Genomic DNA, 19,335 nt, shown 5'->3' on the forward strand with positions numbered 1-19,335 from the left:
CTTCCTGAGTAAACAAAAAGAGCGACCGTTTGGTCGCTCTTTCTCTATTCATTCTCGACTGATTAGCCGCGATGAATTGAGTCATTGGCTTGTTTTAACAAGTTCTGGCTCTCATCAAGGAACTGCTTTGAGTAGTCGCCAAACCAGTCACTCACTCTATCAAAGCTCTCAACAAATGCTTGTTTGTCATTGCCATCCAGAATCTCTAGCGCTTCACCAAAACAGCGATGGAAACGCTTAATCATATCGATGTTTTCCTGAGAAGAGAGAATAATGTCTCCGTATAGGTTAGGATCTTGGCCAAACAGACGACCAACCATTGCTAACTCCAAACGGTAGATAGGTGAGCTAAGCTGCAGTAGCTTATCGATATTTGGGTTCTCTCGGCTTAGGTGTAGACCGTAGGCGAACGACGTAAAGTGTCTTAGCGCCTGAATCAAAGTCATACCGTGGTCATGTTCACTTGCATCAATCTGGCATAAGCTCGCGCCCCAGATAGAGAACTGTTTTAACAGCCATTGATAATGCTGTTCACCACGCCCATCACAGTAGACAATCACCTGCTTAGCTAAACTTGGCACATCTGGACCGAACATAGGGTGCAAACCTACAACAGGCCCTTTATGGACGTTCAGCATCGCTTGTAACGGCCTTGACTTTATCGAGGTTAAATCACACAGAATGCAGTCTTCAGGCAGCTTGCCCAACTTCTCAATCACACCTTCAGTCAGGTGAATTGGCACGGTCACCACAACCATGCCAGCATTCTCTAGCAGCTCATCAGCGCGGTGCCAATCTTTGCTGCCAAGTACTTTTACATCGTAGCCAGACAGTGTGAACATGCGACCAAACAATCCACCCAGTTGACCATTACCACCAACGATGACAACAGAGCGTAATTCAGGGTTGAGGCACTTAAAGCCAGAATCCTTCTCGCTCGCATAAGACTCGCGCATAGTACGGCGCAAAATATCTTCAATCAGCTGAGGTGGTACGCCCTTTTTCTCGGCTTCTTCACGACGCGAAGCTAGCATTGCGGCTTCACGATCCGGAGCATAGATTGGCAAACCGTGCTCACTTTTTACTTCACCAACTTTCTCAACTAAAGAAAGTCGCTGGGATAATAAATCAAGAATTTGTTTATCGACTGCGTCTATCTGATCACGCAATTCATTCAATTCAACTGCCATTGATATTCCTTGTGCTCTCTACTTACCCTTTCAAGCGGTCTTCTAGGAAAGGGACTAGCTCTTCATGTGCATGACGTAATAGTGCCTCAGTTGTATCCCAATTGATACACGCATCGGTGATAGATACGCCATATTGCATTTCATTGAGAGGAATATCTGAAGATTGATTACCTTCATTGATATGGCTTTCAATCATCAAGCCGATGATAGACTTGTTGCCTTCGCGAATTTGGTGGATCACATCTTCTGCTACGAGCGGCTGACGACGGAAATCTTTACGCGAGTTTGCATGGCTACAGTCAACCATCAGTGACGCTTCTAAGCCGTGCTTAGCCATATCTTGTTCACACTCAGTGACAGAAACGGAATCGTAGTTAGTCTGCTTACCACCACGAAGGATAACATGACCGTTTGGGTTACCTTGGGTCGTTAGTAGTGCGACTTGGCCTTCACGGTTGATACCCATGAAACGGTGGCTTGAAGAGGCTGCCTGCATCGCATTAATTGCCGTTGCTAAACTACCATCAGTACCGTTCTTAAAACCAATTGGCATGGAAAGACCACTCGCCATTTCACGGTGGGTCTGTGATTCCGTGGTACGGGCGCCAATTGCGGCCCAGCTAAAGGTATCAGCTAGGTATTGCGGGCTAATTGGGTCAAGCGCTTCCGTCGCGAGTGGAATTTCCATTTCAGCGAGTTCTACTAACAGTTCACGACCAACATGTAGGCCATGCTCGATATCGAATGAACCATCTAGATGCGGGTCATTAATCAGTCCTTTCCAGCCGACAGTAGTACGAGGCTTCTCAAAGTAAACACGCATGACAATATACAGTTGATCACTCAGTTGTTCTGAGAGTACTTTTAGACGCTTAGCATATTCCTTTGCTGCATCAACATCGTGAATTGAACATGGACCACATACGACAAGTAAACGGTGATCTTTCTTATGAATGATATCAGCAATGGTTTGACGAGACTCTTGGATAAAACGTCGAGCGTTGTCGCTCAAAGGTAGTTTCGCTTTTAGCTCTTCAGGTGTAATAAGAACTTGTTCATCGCTAATGTTAATATTGCTCAATTCACTTTTTTGCATAACTCTAACCTGTATATTATTTTTTACACCTAGCTATATCCGTGTTTGCTAGGTTGGAATAGGCATAAAATAACAGGCTGAATATAGATTTCAAGGTGTAAATATAAAAAAACACACACGTAAAATTAAATTTACACTTTGTATTTTAACTCTCTTTATTGTCAAAGTATGAGATAAGCATGTTTTCTAGAAGGATTCTTAACTAAAATAAGCCTAAATCCCGCTAATTGACTCGTTATGGATCTGATCCTCTCTCTTCTTCAGCAAATGTGTGTCTATTTGGTTTTAGCTTATATGCTAAGCAAGACGCCTATCTTTTTGCCTCTGCTCAATATCTCTAACCGTCTTAGTCACAAACTGAGCGTCTATGTGCTGTTTTCGCTATTTTGTATCATGGGAACCTACTTCGGTTTGCAGATTAATGATGCGATTGCCAATACGCGCGCGATTGGCGCTGTGATGGGAGGACTGTTTGGTGGACCGGTCGTTGGTTTCTTTGTCGGGCTAACCGGAGGTCTACACCGCTATACTTTAGGTGGATTTACCGACCTCGCCTGCGCAATCTCGACCACAGCAGAAGGGCTGATTGGCGGCTTGTTTCATGTCTACTTCGTGCGTAAGAACAAATCTGACCAACTGTTCAACCCAAGCGTCGTGTTCGCCATTACTCTCGTTGCTGAAATTGTCCAGATGCTGATCATATTGATCGTCGCTAAACCGTTTGATCAGGCCTATGCCTTGGTTTCTGCGATTGCGGCGCCAATGATCATCGCTAACTCGGTAGGTGCTGCGCTGTTTATGAGTATTTTGCAGGACAGGAAAACCATCTTCGAAGAATACTCGGCAACCTTTTCTCGCCGCGCGCTAAACATTGCAGAGCGATCTGTTGGTATTTTGGCCTCTGGATTCAATGTACAGAATGCTGAGAAGATTGCCCGTATTGTCTATGAAGAGACCAATGTCGGTGCGGTATCGATTACCGATGATGAAAAGATTCTTGCCTTTGTTGGTATCGGTGATGATCACCACAAACCCAACACCCCGATCTCTTCACAAAGCACCTTAGATGCAATTCAACAAGATGACATCATCTACCTAGACGGGGCAGAAAAACCGTATCAATGTTCTATCTCAGCAGATTGTAAGCTAGGCTCAGCGCTGATTATTCCACTTCGCGCAGGCGACAATGTCATCGGCACCATTAAACTCTATGAGCCTAAACGTAAGCTCTTTTCAACCATCAATATGTCGATGGCGGAAGGGATAGCTCAGCTGCTTTCGAGCCAAATTCTGTTTGGCGATTATCAGCAAAAACAAACGCTGTTATCTCAAGCCGAAATCAAACTGCTGCACGCTCAGGTCAATCCACATTTCCTATTCAATGCACTCAATACTATCAGTGCCGTTATCAGGCGCGACCCACCTAAAGCTCGGGAGCTTATTCAGCACCTTTCGCAATTCTTTCGTAGCAACTTGAAGCAAGACATTGAAACGGTCACGCTGCAAGAAGAGCTCGCCCACGTAAACGCCTACCTCACGATAGAGAAGGCGCGCTTTACCGACCGCTTAGAAGTGACGATTGATATTGACGAAGCACTGTTAACTCGAAAAGTACCGACCTTTACCCTCCAGCCATTAGTTGAGAACGCCATTAAACACGGTATCTCTAATCTTCTGGAAGGCGGTAAGATTCACATCTACAGTCAAATAAGTGAGTCAGGATTCCAAATCGTGGTGGAAGATAATGCTGGCAGTTACACGCCACCAGCCGATGACCATGCGGGTCTGGGGATGCAGATTGTCGACAAACGACTGAGCAACAAATTTGGTCGCGCTTCAGCTCTCAATATTGAAGTCGAGCCTAACCATTTTACTCGGATGAGCTTTATCATCCCAAATAAGAACATGTACTAAGGTATCAACATGCTTTCGGCATTAGTCATAGATGACGAACTTTTTGCTCGCGAGGAACTGACCGAGCTACTCGAAGAAACGGGTCACATTGAAGTGATAGATCAAGCCAGCAATGCGATTGAAGGGTTGAAGAAAATTAATCAACTAAAGCCTGACGTGGTGTTTCTTGATATCCAAATGCCGCAGATTACTGGGATTGAGCTATTAGCGATGCTTGACCCTGAAACTATGCCGAACGTTGTGTTTGTCACCGCTTATGATGAATTTGCTGTCCAAGCATTTGAAGATAATGCCTTTGATTACTTGCTAAAGCCCGTTGATACCTGTCGTTTGGAGAAAACCGTCAAACGATTACTCAAATCAAAACAAGCCGACACTCATCAATTTGCCGCCATTACCCCTCAGAGCTTAGATCAAGTGCCATGCATTGGCTTAAACCGCATCGTCATTATTCCAACCCAAGACGTTGAGTTTGCCTACAGTGATATCAGTGGCGTCCATGTTCAAACCCATGAACAGAAAGCCACATCTCAGCTGACGTTAAAAGTACTTGAAGAAAAAACGCCTTTGGTTCGCTGCCACCGCCAGTTTTTAGTTAACATTAAAGCAATCAAAGAGATAAAGCTGCTCGAAAACGGCTTAGCAGAAATTATCACCGTCAGTGACCATCCACTTCCGGTGAGTCGACGTTATTTGAAGACCTTAAAAGAGAAGTTAGGTTTTCATTAGCAACAAAAAAGCCGCACTTGATGTGCGGCTTGTTGATTGAATCTATGAGATTAAGCGTCAACAATACGCTTCATGGCCTCGGAAGCCTGTTTCCATTGTTCACTGCTATGTAGCTCAGACAAACTAAAGCTCTGTGTTTTCAATAAGCGACTTGCTTGCGGAGTTTCCATCACAGGCAGATTGTCTAGCACTTCCACCTGAGCGTCACGTTTATTACAGACCAAAATCATATCGCACCCAGCCACTAATGCCTGATGTGAACGCTCTGCTGGGCCACCCATGATCGACGCACCTTCCATTGTCAGATCATCGGAGAAAACAATACCTTTAAAACCTAGCTTTTCACGCAGTATCTGCTTAAGCCAGTATTCCGAACCACTTGCAGGTTGAGCATCATAGTGTGGGAAAACAACATGCGCAGGCATCATTGCGTCTAAAATTCCCGATTCAATCTGAGCTTTAAAAATCGCCATATCTTGTTCAAAGATAATGTCTCGGCTATCGAATGGCGTTTCTAAGTGTGAATCAGCCACAACGCCGCCATGTCCAGGAAAATGCTTACCCGTCGTCGACATTCCAACCGCTTTCATCCCTTTCATGTAAGCCAGACTGTGGCGGATTATGGTGTCAGCATCATCACCAAACGCACGGCTACCAATCGCTTTACAATCAAAGCCTTTATCAAGAACAGGCGCAAAGCTCAGATCAATATCATGAGCAACCAACTCTGCTGCCATCAACCAACCACCTTGCTCAGCAAGTTGCTCGCCATTATCAAACTGAGCATATTTTTGAGCCGCAGGAATCAGTGAGAAACCTTCTTTAAAGCGCTGAACACGGCCTCCTTCTTGGTCAACACCAATCAAAATTGGGCGCTTAGCCGCTTGGCGAATCGATTTGTTCAAAGCCAGTAGCTGCTCACTGTCATGATAGTTGCGGGCAAATAAGATCACACCGCCAACCGTTGGGTGCTCAAGAATCTCTTTATCTTCCGCAGTCAATTCACAGCCTGCTACGTCTAACCATAACGGTCCCATGCTATCTCCACATCTATATGAAATTCGCTAAGTTAACGAGAGTATTAGGATTACTATAGGTTTACAATGATTAGAATATCGAGTCGACGAAAATTATCCATGAATACGAAAGAGTTATATATTGGCATTATGTCTGGTACCAGCCTTGATGGTATCGATACGGTTTTGGTTGAGATCGAACACAATCAAGTTCGCTTGCTAGATAGCCTCGACTATCCCATTCCGCAATCGCTTAAGCAGCGCCTATTAAATGTTTGCCTAGGTCAGGCTACGAGCTTAGTTGAAATTGGTCAACTTGATTATTTGCTCGGGCAACTCTATGTGCAAGCCGTTCAAGCTCTGCTAAACAAAACAGGTTATGCTGCCGAGCAGATCACAGCTATCGGCAATCACGGTCAGACCGTTTATCATCAGCCGAGCGGAGATACTCCATTTACTACCCAGCTAGGTGACGCCAATATTATTGCCGCTCTAACAGGAATAGACACCATTGCGGACTTTAGACGCAAGGACATGGCTCTTGGAGGTCAAGGGGCGCCACTGGTTCCTGCATTTCACCAATCGATTTTTGGTTCTACAGAGTCTAGTGTGGTAGTGCTTAATATTGGAGGAATCGCCAATATTTCCGTTTTGCGACCTGAGCAAGCCGTTGTTGGGTATGATACTGGCCCAGGTAATATGCTGATGGACGCATGGTGTGCTAAAAACACTGGCAATGCCTATGACTACAATGCTCAATTCGCTCAGCAAGGCAAGCTCAATCAAGAATTGCTGAGTGAATTACTCAGTGAGCCTTATCTTGCGGTCAGCGCTCCGAAAAGCACGGGCCGCGAGCTGTTTAACTTACCTTGGTTAGAAGCTATCCTCATTAAGTTCTCTATTAAGCCTGCAGATGTACAACGGACTTTGTGTGAGTATACCGCGATGACAATTGCTAACGAGGTAAGTCAGTTCGCCGTTGGTAGCTCACCAGAACTATCGGTATGCGGAGGAGGAGCACACAATCCTCTTCTCATGCGTTGTCTCACCCAGCAGCTACCTAATTGGCAGGTCATGTTGACCGATGACAAGGGTGTAGACAGCAACAATATGGAAGCGATGGCCTTTGCTTGGCTCGCCTATCGCCGTATTCACAATTTGCCAAGCAATCTGCCTGAAGTCACCGGAGCCAGTAAAGCTGTCTCCCTTGGTGTGATGTACTTTGCTGATAAATAAGGACCACTATGACTAACGATGCGTTAATCGCCGCTCTTTCTCATCTCGTTTCTGAAGGACGCAACCCAGAAACGATGGATATCGACTTATTGCCTTCTTTGGAAATTGTTAAGCGAATCAATCAGCAAGATCAACAAGTCCCATTAGCGGTAGAAAAAGCCCTACCCGAGATAGCCCAAGCGGTCGATAAGATCACTGCCGCATTTAAAGTAGGTGGCCGACTTGTTTATATGGGTGCTGGCACTAGCGGTCGCTTAGGTGTGTTAGATGCCTCGGAGTGTCCTCCAACGTTTGGCGTTTCAGACCAAATGGTGATTGGCCTGATTGCTGGCGGGCCAGAAGCGATTTTAAAAGCAAAGGAAGGAGCGGAAGACTCCCCTGAGTTTGGTGTTGAAGACCTCAAATCGATTAACTTTAGCGCTAAAGATGTGGTGGTCGGTATTGCGGCTAGCGGCCGAACCCCTTACGTCATCGGTGCTTTGGAATTCGCCAATGACATTGGTGCGACAACAGTTGCTCTGTCTTGTAACCCAGATTCAACGATTGCCGATATTGCCCAAATAGCCATTAGCCCAGTTGTAGGCCCAGAAGCACTGACTGGCTCGACGCGTTTAAAATCAGGGACTGCGCAAAAGCTCGTGCTCAACATGCTTACCACAGCCAGTATGATTCGCTTGGGTAAGAGCTACCAGAACCTGATGGTCGATGTGAAAGCGACGAATAAGAAGCTTGTCGCACGCGCCGCCAGAATCGTTATGCAAGCGACAGATTGTGACAAGAGCTTAGCCACCGAAACGCTAGAGAAAACCGATTATGATGTGAAACTGGCAATTTTGATGCTACTGACTGGTATGGAGTTATCTCAAGCTAAGAATCAGCTAGAAAAGCAAGATGGTTTCTTACGTAAAGCGGTTCAACACCACCAAGGTGAATAGAAAATGAAAAAGGGAGAAGATCACTCTTCTCCCTCAACTCTATAAAGCGTTAATTTTGGTGTTCATTCCAACCACGCTGCCACTCCATGCGGAATCTTTGTGCTGTTTCGGTACCTTCACATACACCCTCGTAATACTGACCAGATAACCCGATCTGATAAGCAAAATCAGGGTTACAATACTCGCCTACCCCTTCTAAATAACCCTCTTCATAATCCGAGTGTTTAACACTGCCTAAACTCGCCAATTCAGTGTAAGAGCGTTGAGTGTGACCAGTGATGCCATCTTGATAACCAATTTGATACCAATCCCCTTGCTCAGCTAACTGCTCAGGGCTACTGCTACAAGCCGCCAATACTGACACTAACGCTGCGATAACGATGTTTCTCATTGTTTTTCCTTGCTTTTGCAGACTTCTATTAATCAAACCACTAAATCCTAATAATTGCCACTCACCAAATGTAAAAACCACTTATTTTCTCAGCAAACCACTCACTTCGTTATACGACCACTCACTCCATAACCAGATGATGATAGCCAAGTAACCCCATAATATGCATGGTGAGCTTAATCAATTTCACTAAGGAACAAGTGCTATGTTGTGGTTTCTAACCTGTGTTGCAGCCCTAATCGGCGGATACTTTATTTATGGGGCTTTTGTAGAAAAAGTCTTTGGCATTAACGAAAAACGTCAAACTCCTGCGCATACCAAAACCGATGGTGTCGACTACGTGCCAATGTCTACCAAGAAAGTTTACCTCGTTCAGCTACTTAACATTGCTGGCGTTGGTCCAATCTTCGGCCCTATCATGGGTGCCCTATACGGTCCTGCGGCTATGCTGTGGATTGTTATCGGTTGTATTTTCGCTGGTGCAGTACACGATTACTTCTCAGGTATGCTGTCTGTTCGTAACGGCGGTGCCTCTGTTCCTACCATTACTGGCCGCTACCTAGGCAATGGCGCAAAACACTTTATGAATATCTTTGCCATTGTTCTATTGCTATTGGTTGGTGTGGTATTCGTATCAGCGCCTGCAGGCATGATTACTAACCTAATCAATGATCAAACTAGCCTATCGGTTAGCATGACGACTATGGTCATCGCGATTTTCGCTTACTACATCATCGCAACGATTGTTCCTGTTGATAAAATCATTGGCCGCTTCTACCCACTGTTCGGCGCGCTACTGATCTTCATGTCTGTTGGCTTGATGACTGCGGTTGCCTTTTCAAGCGAACATACAGTAATGGGTGATTTCCAAGTGAGCGACATGTTCACTAACCTAAACCCTAACGATATGCCGCTATGGCCAGCGCTATTTATTACCATCGCCTGTGGTGCAATCTCTGGCTTCCACGCAACACAATCGCCATTGATGGCTCGCTGTATGGAAAATGAGAAGAACGGCCGCTTTGTATTCTATGGAGCAATGATTGGTGAAGGTGTTATCGCGCTAATCTGGTGTGCTATTGCGCTGTCTTTCTTTGGTAACCTAGATGCACTGTCTGAGGCAGTAAGCAATGGTGGCCCAGGCAATGTTGTTTACAGCGCATCATTTGGCCTACTTGGTGTGTTTGGTGGTGTAATTGCTTTCCTAGGTGTAGTGATTCTACCAATTACCTCTGGTGATACGGCTTTCCGCTCTAGTCGCCTGATCCTAGCTGAATACTTTAACGTTGACCAAAAAGCACTGCGTAATCGCTTAATGATGGCCGTCCCACTGTTCATTATTGGTGGTGTATTAACTCAAGTAGATTTTGGCATCATCTGGCGTTACTTCGGTTTTGCTAACCAATCAACCGCAGTCATGATGCTATGGACAGCTTCAGCTTACCTACTTCGTCACAACAAACTGCACTGGATTACGACCGTACCGGCTATCTTCATGACAACTGTGTGTGCAACCTTCATTTTGAACAACAGCACGCTAGGCTTTGGTCTGCCAATCCAAGTTTCAACCATCTCAGGTATCTTGTTTGCTCTAGCCGTTGCCGGTTACGTGATTAAAACGTCGAAAGGCAAAGGTGAAACAGAGCTAGCAGACGAAGAGAAACCAAAAGCAGTCACTGAAACTGCCTAAACCAACAATATCTTTGCTGCGAAAAAGGCTCCTTCGGGAGCCTTTGTTCTATATACAGAAATACCAAATGCAGAAAGGCCAAGTTTCACCTTAGCACACAGTTTAATTTTTTGGAGATAAGGTCGCTGTAATTTTTTGACTGTTGGCACCAAATGTCCAATCCGCTCGCTGCTGAATATCATTCAAAGTAATGCTATTCGCAGTACCTTCAATATCGAGTAGCGCATCAATACCATAGCCATGGATTAGGTAACGGCTATAAAACCAAGCGCGCAGAATCGGATCATCATTAATTGGCTCAACGGCGACGGCAAGTTGCTTAGCCGCGGTAGACACCTCTTCTTCAGTAATAGACTTAGCTAATCCATCAAACATGGTATCTAAAGCTTGCTGTACCTCTTTGACATCTTCGCTTGCCACTTTTGCCGTTACAAACCAATCAGAGACTTGCTCTCCATCTTGAGTCACAGGGTAAATCTCTGGAGAGTAATCTAAGCCACGTTTTTCTCTGACCTCTTCAAGAAGGCGTGCACTTGCGATGCGTTTTAACGCATCCTCAGCAAAAACATCCTTGGCTGTTTTCGCTCTTTGTTGCGTGTTAATTAGGCGAGTTAACAGCATAGTCCCTTTTTCAATGCCTTCATTAACTTCAATCAAAGACGCTAACTCTGTGTTGTAACCATTGTCAAAGTTCAACGGAGAAGGCTTATCTTTTCGCAGCGAAATCGAAGCTATGTACTTGCGTAGCATAGGAGCAATTTGCGTAGGCTCAAGATCGGCAATAATGACCAACTTATTATCGCGGTTGTAGCGGAACAAGCGCTGATGAACTTCTAGTACTTGCTCGCTAGTGACTCCAGCAATATCTGGATTTAATACGTAACGGTGTCGGCTATCTGGTTGATAAGTGCCAGCATTAATCGCTTTATACCATTTCCCTTCAGGAGAGTTGTAATAAGCGCTATTGTTCTCATAAAACTCTTGCTTCACGGCTTCGAGTTGACGCGGCTCAACCTTCACTTCTGTTGAAATGTTAAAGATAGTATTCAGAGCTAACGGTAACTCTTTCGCCGCTGTGTTTATCTCTAACCCATGGAACGTCAGACCAATAAATGGAAAAACCGCGATATCTTTCTTACGCAAGTAGCTGTCCAATTGTGCGCCGCTAAACTCACCTATCCCACTCCGGGTGGCAGACTGAGGTAGTAAGTCACTTGCTGCGTACAACTCAGGTGTAAGGGCAGCTTTACCGCCTTGGCTCGCATAAACAAGATGCGCTCTCTTACCTGCTTTCGGATCACGCTGGTACCATACTTCAACACCGTTACTCAACTGCCATACGGTGAAGTCACGTTCTCGATCCAATTGCGACACTATCTCGCCCTGTGTCGCTGGCTGTTTAAGTTCAGAGGTCACTTGCTGCAGCGCCAATGGCTTAAATCCGGCTTGAGCATACAACTCAGGGAGTTTATCGAACGGCTGCTCTAACTCACTTAAAGATTCATCTGCACTATAGCCCTGAAGCCAAGCGAGATCAGACGAAAGCAGGTCATCTATGTTTTCATTGACTCGCTTTAAATCAACATGAGTAACAAACTCTGTCAAGGCTTTACGATTTGTCTCTCTACTTTGCACTGGCATTGCTTGTTCAATAGCGAATACCTTGTCATCCACAATTTGCAATGGCTTACGCTTATCCCACTCGCTGTCAAAGTTAGACAGACTATTGCTATAGCCAGTCATAATACTCTCTAGCTCACTTTGGCTAACCCCATAGTCTCTTAAAGAGCGTAAAGTCTCTAAAAACAGTTGCTGACTCGCCTCTCTGTTATCAGCAGAAAAAGCGATACTCGCTGCTGAATATCGATTGTATTCTATCCATTGGGTGTAACTGCCAGAATATTGCACCGCCTGAGCTGCATTGTTGAACGCGGCGTGAAGTCGTTGAGAGATTAACTGCTGAGCAACATCATCTAACCAGTATTGATACTGCTGCTTAAAGGTGGTGATGGAGATAGGACCTCTATCAACCAGGAAATGTAAGCTTGGTGACTCCATATCTCCCACTAACAAAGTGTACGACTCATCGTTAATACGGTAATCACGTTGCTTGTTAACCGCTGACTTGCCGTCACTTTGCCAAGTTGAAAATTGCTGTGAAATAAGCTTTGAAAGATCCTCACTGTTAATGTTGCCAGAGATTATCAACTCAGCATTTTGCGGTTGGTACCATGTTTGGTAGTAGTTTTTCAGCCCTTCAACCGACACCTGTTTCACTGACTCTTGAGTCCCTAAAGGATCTTTACCTTCTATAAGCGTACCTTTTATTGCTTCTAGATAAGCTTTAGTAAACAAAGGCTCATTCTCTGGTCGAGTAGCGCGGAACTCACCAAGAATAACGCCTTTCTCGCGCTCAACCTGCTCAGGTTCAAACTTAATACCGTCTGCAACATCTCTCATCCAAGTCAAGGCTAGTGTGAGGTGTTCTTGACTGGATAGATCCATTTTATACGTTGTCAGTTGGTATCCAGTGAACGCGTTAATATCAGCACCAAAGCTGCCGCCTGTTTTCTCGAACAGCTTAATTACATCGTTACCTGTAAAGTTACGACTGCCATTAAACGCCATATGCTCGACGAAGTGGGCATAACCTTGCTGAGTATCAGCCTCTTGAATCGAGCCTGCGTGAATCATGAGGCGAATAGAAACCTCTTTATCCTCTGTTGGATAGAGATGGTAGCGCAACCCATTATCGAGTTGATACTGGCTCCAATTAGCATCTTCTGGGATGGGCTTATCGAGTTCACTGTTGCAACCGACGATAAGTAAAACGATAAAAAAAGTAAGCCACTTTTTAATAACTTGCATGAACAGCTCCTAGTCCAATTACTAACCGCACTATATCGTTCAGCGTGGCTCAAGTGTAATACACCAGATGCAATGGCAAGAAAATACGACTCACAACAGATAATCTTGAAAGTTATATGGTTATTAACAAGCTAGATGTTTAGCAGCAGGTACAAAAAAGCCCCTAACTTAAGAGTAAGTTAGGGGCTAGATTCAACTAATTTAGTCTACTTGTTTAATTTGCAGCTCTTTAGGCACTTCAAAGAACATGCTTTCTTCACGGCCTTGAATCTCTTCGACAGAGCGAGTACCTACCAGATCTTTAATACGATCTAGTATCTTGTTAACTAGCTCTTCTGGCGCAGAAGCCCCGGCGGTTACGCCGATTCTTACTTTCCCTTCAAACCACTCCGGCTCGATGTCTTCAGGGCAATCGGTCAGGTAACCAGGTGTGCCTAGTTTCTCTGCAAGCTCTTTAAGACGAGTAGAGTTGGATGAGTTTTTAGAACCCACCACTATCACTACATCCACATCTGTCGCCATTTCACGAACCGCATCTTGACGGTTTTGCGTTGCGTAGCAGATGTCATCTTTACGAGGGCCTTGAATATCAGGGAATACGCGTCGCAGCTCTTCAATCACATCCGCGGTTTCATCCACAGACAACGTTGTTTGGCTAACATAGTGTAAGTGACTTGGATCTTTCACTTTATCTTTTAAGCTAACTACGTCTGCCGGAGTTTCAACTAAGTACATGCCGCCTTGCTCGCTTGCATACTGCCCCATAGTCCCTTCAACTTCAGGGTGGCCTACGTGTCCTATCAACACGACTTCCATGTGTTTGCGGCTTGCACGCGCCACTTCCATATGAACTTTAGTCACCAATGGGCAAGTTGCGTCAAATACGGTTAAATCACGCTCTTTTGCTTCTTTGCGTACCGCTTGAGAAACACCATGAGCCGAGAAGATTACAATGTTGTCATCAGGTACTTCATGTAACTCTTCAACAAAGATAGCACCACGTTGTTTTAGCCCTTCCACCACAAATCGGTTGTGTACAACTTCGTGGCGTACATAGATAGGTGGTTGGTACATTTCGAGTGCTCGCTCAACAATGCTGATCGCGCGATCAACACCGGCACAAAAGCCACGTGGGTTAGCTAACTTAATTTTCATTTCATTGCTCATGATGATTATATTTTCGCTTTGGCTCGCTATTCTACTGACAAAATTTCAACTTCAAAAGTCACATCTTGTCCTGCTAGAGGGTGGTTAAAGTCAACGGTCACTGAGTCCCCAGCAATTTCTTTAATGATTCCAGGAATTTCCATTCCATCTGGGCCTGAAAACGCCATAATCGTCCCGACTTCAACTTCTGCATCACCGACAAACTTAGTTCTGTCCATATGGTGGATATTGTCTGGGTTAGGCATACCAAACGCATCTTGCGCTTTAAGCTCAATTGCCTTTTTTTCGCCAGTAGTTAGCCCGAGAAGACACTGTTCAAAGTTCTCACTCAAGCTGCCATCACCAATCACTAGCTTGGCTGGTTTTCCCATATTGTGGGTACTGTCGGCAACAGAGCCATCTTTCATTTTAATGGTAAAGTGCAGAGTTACTGCTGAATCTTGGGCAATTGTAGTCACGTTATTGCTTCCTTGAGGTCGTTATTTTTATAGGTGCATACCCTAAATAGTTGGAGTTGCAGCTAGGCGACAAGATGATTCAACCCTATGAGCATAGTGCGCTATGTTATTTGGGCGGCCGGCGAACCGGGGAATTATCGCAGTCAGCAACGCTGCAGCTTTTAAATATGACGGGTATACTAAAAAGCGCCATCGGAATCAACCGACAGCGCCTAGGGTTATTCGATATATCACGAATTAGGCTTTGGCATCTTCTTTCTTGCGGAAACCATCAAGAATGATCATCGCAGCACCAACACAAATGGTGGTATCAGCTAAGTTGAATGCTGGCCAATGATAGTTGCCCCAGAAGAAATCGAGGTAATCGACTACAAAGCCATGAACGACACGGTCAAACACATTACCCACCGCACCACCGATAATCATCGCATAAGCAATGTTGTTCCACTTTTCCTTTGCGGTGAGCTTACTCATCCAGTAAGTCAGCATAGCTGTTACTACAAAGGCGATACCGGTAAACAGCCAACGCTGCCAACCTGCTTGGTCGCTCAAGAAACTAAATGCGGCGCCATAGTTGTGAACATACAATAAGTTAAAGAAAGGCAATACTTCAATGCGGTTTGCCCAACCATACCCCATGTTATCCATAACAAACAGCTTGATGCCAATATCAGCAAAGAAGATCACAATCGCCAGCCACAGCCAACGTACACCTGATTGTTTTAATGGAATATTTGACATTTTGGATCCTAAAAATAACCCCAGTAGATACTGGGGCTATGAATTTTCAATAAAGTTCCGCTAATCTTAAGCGAATTTACGTACTTCGCCTTCACCATCAACGTTAGACACACAACGACCACAGATCTTCTCGTGACCTTCGATGGTGCCAACATCTGGAGTGTGGTGCCAGCAGCGATCACACTTCTCGTTTTCAGTTGCTTTCACTTCAACAAATAAGCCTTCGACATCTGTTGCTTGCGCAGCATCTGACTTCTCACTTAGGGGCTTAACAACCGCCGCTGAAGTCAGTAGCGCAAAGCGTAGCTCATCTTCAAGCTTGCTTAGTTTCGCCGCTAGTACATCATCAGCGTAAAGTGTAACTTCAGCTTGCAGAGAACCACCAATTGCCTTCTCTTTACGAGCGTCTTCTAGCAGTTTGTTCACACCGCCACGAACCGCTTGGATTTCAGCCCAAAATTCGTTGCTACGCTCTTCGCCTTCAGCTAGACCGAACAGACCTTCGTACCACTCGCCTGTGAAAACAAACTTATCACGTTCGCCTGGCATTTCGTTCCAGATCTCGTCTGCAGTGAACGACATGATTGGCGCCATCCAACGAACAAGCGCTTCTACAATGTAGTAAAGTGCAGTCTGACAGCTACGTTGAGCGTGACCACCAAGTTTCGCTGTGTACTGACGGTCTTTAATTACGTCTAGGTAGAATGAACCCATTTCGATAGAACAGAACTGCATTAAGCGCTGTGTTACGGCGTGAGTATTGTACTCACCGTAAGCTTTAACGATCTCTTCTTGTGCAGCTAGTGCACGACCTACAGCCCAACGGTCTAGAGCAACCATTTCTTCAGCAGGAACAAGATCCGTTGCTGGGTTAAAGCCGCTTAGGTTAGCAAGGAAGAAACGCGCTGTGTTACGGATACGACGGTATGCATCTGCAGAGCGTTTTAGGATTTCATCAGAAACCGCAACTTCACCCGTGTAGTCAGTTGAAGCAACCCATAGACGCAGGATATCTGCACCTAGCTTGTTAGTCACATCTTTTGGCGCAACAACGTTACCGATAGATTTCGACATCTTACGGCCTTGGCCGTCAACTACGAAACCGTGAGTAAGTACTTGCTTGTATGGTGCTTCGTCTTTCATCGCGATAGATGAAATTAGTGAAGACTGGAACCAACCGCGGTGTTGATCAGAGCCTTCTAGATATAGGTCTGCCGACGCGCCGTTGTACTCTTCACGAGCATCAACAACTGAGTAGTGAGTCACACCGGAGTCGAACCATACGTCTAGCGTATCGAGTACTTTCTCGTACTTATCCGCTTCTTCAGCTAGTAGGTCAGAGATTTCTAGATCCCACCAAGCTTGAATGCCTTTCTCTTCAACTAGCTGAGCGACTTTCTCGACTAGTTCGATCGTGTTTGGATGAAGCTCTGCTGTTTCTTTATGAACGAATAGAGCGATTGGCACACCCCAAGTACGTTGACGAGAGATACACCACTCTGGGCGACCCTCGATCATACCTTCGATACGGCTTTGTCCCCACTCTGGCATCCACTCAACACCTTTGATTGACTCTAGTGCTTTTGCACGTAGGCCCGCTTGGTCCATAGATACGAACCATTGTGGTGTTGCACGGAAGATGATTGGCGTTTTATGTCTCCAACAATGCGGGTAGCTGTGTTCGTATGCGTGGTGATGTAAAAGCGCGCCTTTCTCTTTTAGCGTTTCAACAACTGCATCATTGGCTTTAAATACGTGCTGACCAGCAAATAGCTCAGTATCTGGCAGGTAAACGCCGTTTGAACCTACTGGGTTTGCCACTTCTAGGTTGTACTTGTTACCGACTGCAAAGTCTTCTTGACCGTGGCCAGGTGCGGTGTGAACGACACCAGTACCAGAATCAGTTGTGACGTGATCGCCAAGGATCGCTGGAACAGTGAAGTCGTAGAATGGGTGATTAAACTGAGATAGCTCAAGATCGCTACCTTTTGCAAAACCAAGGTTATGGAAGTGCTCGATACCCGCACGGTCCATCACGTCTTTGGCTAGCTCAGAAGCAACGATGATACGCTCCTTCAACTCACCTTCTACTTGGATCAATACGTACTCTAGATCATCACGTAGACATACTGCACGGTTTGCTGGCAGTGTCCAAGGCGTAGTTGTCCAGATAACAATAGAGATGTCGCCTTCACCTTCATGGCCTTCGTTCAATGAGAACTTAGATAGAAGTGCCGCTTCATCTGCTGCTTTAAAGCGAACGTCGATAGATGGAGAAACTTTATCTTTGTACTCTACTTCTGCTTCAGCAAGCGCAGAGCCACAGTCTGTACACCAGTGAACAGGTTTGAAACCTTTTAGCAGGTGGCCGTTATCAGCAATCTTACCGAGAGCACGGATAATGTTTGCTTCAGTAGCAAAATCCATGGTGCGGTAAGGCTTATCCCACTCACCCATAATACCTAGGCGCTTGAAGCTCTCTTTTTGACCTTCTACCTGACCTGCCGCGTACTTACGACACTCTTCACGGAAATCAGCCGCAGAGATTTTTTGGCCTGGCTTGCCTTTTTTCTTTTCTACCATTAGTTCAATTGGTAGACCGTGACAGTCCCAACCAGGAATGTACGGTGCATCAAAACCAGAAAGTGTTTTGGATTTAATAATAATGTCTTTAAGAATCTTGTTTAGTGCGTGACCAATGTGAATGTCACCATTCGCATATGGAGGGCCATCGTGTAGAACGAAAGATTTTTTGCCTTTCTTCGCTTTACGGATCTCACCGTAAAGGTCTTCTTTGTACCAACGCTTAAGCATTTCTGGCTCACGATTTGCCAGATTGCCACGCATCGGAAACCCTGTTTCAGGAAGGTTCAGGGTATCTTTATACTCACTCATCGATTCTTAATTCCGTTGTGTTGGGTGACAGTTAGACATTATGCCAAGCAGCGAACTAAACCGCTTGGGCTTTATACTGACGCAGCCACACCCTTGCTGCTTCAGCATCCAATTCAATTTGTTGTTTCAAAGCTTCGAACGACTCAAATTTATGTTCGTCGCGAATCTTATCTAAAAGTACGATTTCTAGCTGTTTGCCATATAAGTTGGCTTTAAAGTCGAATAAATGTACTTCGAGTTGTTGTCGTACGCCGTTAACTGTTGGCCTATTACCAATATTAGCGACACCGCCTACAGGCTCTTCGCCCAAGCCTAAAGCCTGAACGGTATACACGCCAGAAACTGGCGACACGCAACGTTTTAGTGGGATATTAGCCGTAGGAAAGCCAATGGTTCTACCCAGCTTTCTCCCATGTGAAACTCGCCCACTAATACTGTAATCACGCCCTAACATTTCTGCTGCTTGCTCAAGCTGATCTTGCGCTAAGGCTTCTCTAATCGCAGTACTGCTTACACGCAATTGTTGTAAACAAAAGCTTTGAGTGCTGACCACTTCAAAATTGAACTTTTTGCCTGCTTCTTGCAGCATAGCAAAATTGCCTTTTCGGCCACGACCAAAGCAGAAATCATCACCTACGACGAGAAACTTAACACCCAAACGCTTCACCAACAAGTCACTAATAAACTCGTCAGCACATCGATTAGCGAATTGATGATTAAAGTTCACGCAAAGCAATCGTTCAATATTGAGCTTGCTCAATTGAACAAACTTGTCTCTAAGACGTGTTAAACGCGCTGGCGCTCTACCTTTAGCAAAAAGCTCCAATGGTTGAGGATCAAATGTCATTACTGTTGAAGGTAAACCCAGTTCTTTGGCTTGTTCAGACACTTGACGTAACACTTCTTGATGCCCGAGATGAACACCGTCGAAGTTTCCGATCGTCAATACACACCCTTGATGGTGTGGTTTGATATTGTGAATACCTCGAATCAATTCCATTGGAGACTA

General features: G+C 45.2%; 15 protein-coding genes. 5 read left to right on the plus strand and 10 right to left on the minus strand.

What is annotated here, in order from left to right; genetic code table 11:
- Positions 1–62: 62 nt before the first annotated feature.
- Both tyrA and APB76_RS01450 read right to left on the minus strand, forming a co-directional pair.
- Positions 63–1,190: a bifunctional chorismate mutase/prephenate dehydrogenase gene (tyrA, locus tag APB76_RS01445; RefSeq protein WP_054962722.1), complete on the minus strand. Its 1,128-nt coding sequence runs from the start codon at positions 1,188–1,190 to the stop codon at positions 63–65.
- A gap of 22 nt (positions 1,191–1,212) precedes the next feature.
- Positions 1,213–2,286: a 3-deoxy-7-phosphoheptulonate synthase gene (locus APB76_RS01450; protein ID WP_004744837.1), complete on the minus strand. Its 1,074-nt coding sequence runs from the start codon at positions 2,284–2,286 to the stop codon at positions 1,213–1,215.
- 237 nt (positions 2,287–2,523) lie between these two features.
- Between APB76_RS01450 and APB76_RS01455 the strand changes: the two genes are divergently transcribed.
- Positions 2,524–4,200 carry a sensor histidine kinase gene (locus tag APB76_RS01455; protein WP_054962723.1) on the plus strand — a complete coding sequence of 559 codons (1,677 nt, stop codon included), beginning with the start codon at positions 2,524–2,526 and terminating at the stop codon, positions 4,198–4,200.
- Between the two features lie 9 nt (positions 4,201–4,209).
- Positions 4,210–4,929 (plus strand): two-component system response regulator BtsR, encoded by a 720-nt coding sequence (gene btsR, locus APB76_RS01460; protein ID WP_054962724.1) that lies wholly within the window; start codon positions 4,210–4,212, stop codon positions 4,927–4,929.
- 50 nt (positions 4,930–4,979) lie between these two features.
- On the opposite strand, the gene nagZ is transcribed toward btsR, so the two are convergent.
- Positions 4,980–5,966, minus strand: coding sequence for a beta-N-acetylhexosaminidase (gene nagZ, locus APB76_RS01465; protein ID WP_054962725.1), 987 nt, complete (start codon positions 5,964–5,966; stop codon positions 4,980–4,982).
- Between the two features lie 99 nt (positions 5,967–6,065).
- Here nagZ and APB76_RS01470 point away from each other — a divergent pair, with 99 nt between their 5' ends.
- Together APB76_RS01470 and murQ are read left to right on the plus strand one after the other, a co-directional pair.
- A complete protein-coding gene (locus tag APB76_RS01470; protein WP_054962726.1) occupies positions 6,066–7,181 on the plus strand; it encodes an anhydro-N-acetylmuramic acid kinase in 1,116 nt (371 codons plus the stop codon).
- An 8-nt stretch (positions 7,182–7,189) separates the two neighbouring features.
- A complete protein-coding gene (murQ, locus tag APB76_RS01475; RefSeq protein WP_054962727.1) occupies positions 7,190–8,116 on the plus strand; it encodes an N-acetylmuramic acid 6-phosphate etherase in 927 nt (308 codons plus the stop codon).
- A gap of 49 nt (positions 8,117–8,165) precedes the next feature.
- Here the strand turns inward: murQ and APB76_RS01480 are convergent, their stop codons facing one another.
- The gene (locus tag APB76_RS01480; RefSeq protein ID WP_054962728.1) at positions 8,166–8,507 is read right to left on the minus strand and encodes a DUF2799 domain-containing protein; all 342 of its coding nucleotides are present in this window, start codon (positions 8,505–8,507) and stop codon (positions 8,166–8,168) included.
- A 205-nt stretch (positions 8,508–8,712) separates the two neighbouring features.
- Here APB76_RS01480 and APB76_RS01485 point away from each other — a divergent pair, with 205 nt between their 5' ends.
- Positions 8,713–10,197: a carbon starvation CstA family protein gene (locus APB76_RS01485; RefSeq protein WP_054962729.1), complete on the plus strand. Its 1,485-nt coding sequence runs from the start codon at positions 8,713–8,715 to the stop codon at positions 10,195–10,197.
- 102 nt (positions 10,198–10,299) lie between these two features.
- Here APB76_RS01485 and APB76_RS01490 read toward each other — a convergent pair whose 3' ends face one another.
- The 6 genes from APB76_RS01490 to ribF all read right to left on the minus strand — a co-directional run bounded on the left by APB76_RS01490 (position 10,300) and on the right by ribF (position 19,326).
- Positions 10,300–13,065, minus strand: coding sequence for a M16 family metallopeptidase (locus APB76_RS01490; RefSeq protein ID WP_054962730.1), 2,766 nt, complete (start codon positions 13,063–13,065; stop codon positions 10,300–10,302).
- A gap of 201 nt (positions 13,066–13,266) precedes the next feature.
- On the minus strand, positions 13,267–14,232 hold the full coding sequence (gene ispH, locus APB76_RS01495; protein WP_054962731.1) for a 4-hydroxy-3-methylbut-2-enyl diphosphate reductase: 966 nt from the start codon (positions 14,230–14,232) through the stop codon (positions 13,267–13,269).
- A 26-nt stretch (positions 14,233–14,258) separates the two neighbouring features.
- The gene (gene fkpB / locus APB76_RS01500; RefSeq protein ID WP_054962732.1) at positions 14,259–14,690 is read right to left on the minus strand and encodes an FKBP-type peptidyl-prolyl cis-trans isomerase; all 432 of its coding nucleotides are present in this window, start codon (positions 14,688–14,690) and stop codon (positions 14,259–14,261) included.
- Between the two features lie 237 nt (positions 14,691–14,927).
- Positions 14,928–15,431 (minus strand): signal peptidase II, encoded by a 504-nt coding sequence (gene lspA / locus APB76_RS01505; protein ID WP_049845703.1) that lies wholly within the window; start codon positions 15,429–15,431, stop codon positions 14,928–14,930.
- A gap of 66 nt (positions 15,432–15,497) precedes the next feature.
- Positions 15,498–18,326 (minus strand): isoleucine--tRNA ligase, encoded by a 2,829-nt coding sequence (gene ileS / locus APB76_RS01510; protein WP_049845702.1) that lies wholly within the window; start codon positions 18,324–18,326, stop codon positions 15,498–15,500.
- Positions 18,327–18,381: 55 nt separating this feature from the next.
- Entirely contained in the window at positions 18,382–19,326 is a 945-nt protein-coding gene (gene ribF, locus APB76_RS01515; RefSeq protein WP_054962733.1) for a bifunctional riboflavin kinase/FAD synthetase, read from the minus strand.
- Between the last annotated feature and the right edge of the window lie 9 nt (positions 19,327–19,335).

This window comes from Vibrio bivalvicida (assembly GCF_001399455.2).
GTDB classification, from domain to species: Bacteria; Pseudomonadota; Gammaproteobacteria; order Enterobacterales; family Vibrionaceae; genus Vibrio; species Vibrio bivalvicida.

Bases quoted from the DNA above. Each gene is read 5' to 3' on its own strand.
- APB76_RS01450 (WP_004744837.1), bottom strand. From the start codon at position 2,286: ATGCAAAAAAGTGAATTGAGCAATATTAACATTAGCGATGAACAAGTT.
- murQ (WP_054962727.1), top strand. From the start codon at position 7,190: ATGACTAACGATGCGTTAATCGCCGCTCTTTCTCATCTCGTTTCTGAA.
- APB76_RS01455 (WP_054962723.1), top strand. From the start codon at position 2,524: ATGGATCTGATCCTCTCTCTTCTTCAGCAAATGTGTGTCTATTTGGTT.
- ispH (WP_054962731.1), bottom strand. From the start codon at position 14,232: ATGAGCAATGAAATGAAAATTAAGTTAGCTAACCCACGTGGCTTTTGT.
- ribF (WP_054962733.1), bottom strand. From the start codon at position 19,326: ATGGAATTGATTCGAGGTATTCACAATATCAAACCACACCATCAAGGG.
- APB76_RS01490 (WP_054962730.1), bottom strand. From the start codon at position 13,065: ATGCAAGTTATTAAAAAGTGGCTTACTTTTTTTATCGTTTTACTTATC.
- btsR (WP_054962724.1), top strand. From the start codon at position 4,210: ATGCTTTCGGCATTAGTCATAGATGACGAACTTTTTGCTCGCGAGGAA.
- APB76_RS01470 (WP_054962726.1), top strand. From the start codon at position 6,066: ATGAATACGAAAGAGTTATATATTGGCATTATGTCTGGTACCAGCCTT.
- nagZ (WP_054962725.1), bottom strand. From the start codon at position 5,966: ATGGGACCGTTATGGTTAGACGTAGCAGGCTGTGAATTGACTGCGGAA.
- APB76_RS01480 (WP_054962728.1), bottom strand. From the start codon at position 8,507: ATGAGAAACATCGTTATCGCAGCGTTAGTGTCAGTATTGGCGGCTTGT.
- APB76_RS01485 (WP_054962729.1), top strand. From the start codon at position 8,713: ATGTTGTGGTTTCTAACCTGTGTTGCAGCCCTAATCGGCGGATACTTT.
- ileS (WP_049845702.1), bottom strand. From the start codon at position 18,326: ATGAGTGAGTATAAAGATACCCTGAACCTTCCTGAAACAGGGTTTCCG.
- lspA (WP_049845703.1), bottom strand. From the start codon at position 15,431: ATGTCAAATATTCCATTAAAACAATCAGGTGTACGTTGGCTGTGGCTG.
- tyrA (WP_054962722.1), bottom strand. From the start codon at position 1,190: ATGGCAGTTGAATTGAATGAATTGCGTGATCAGATAGACGCAGTCGAT.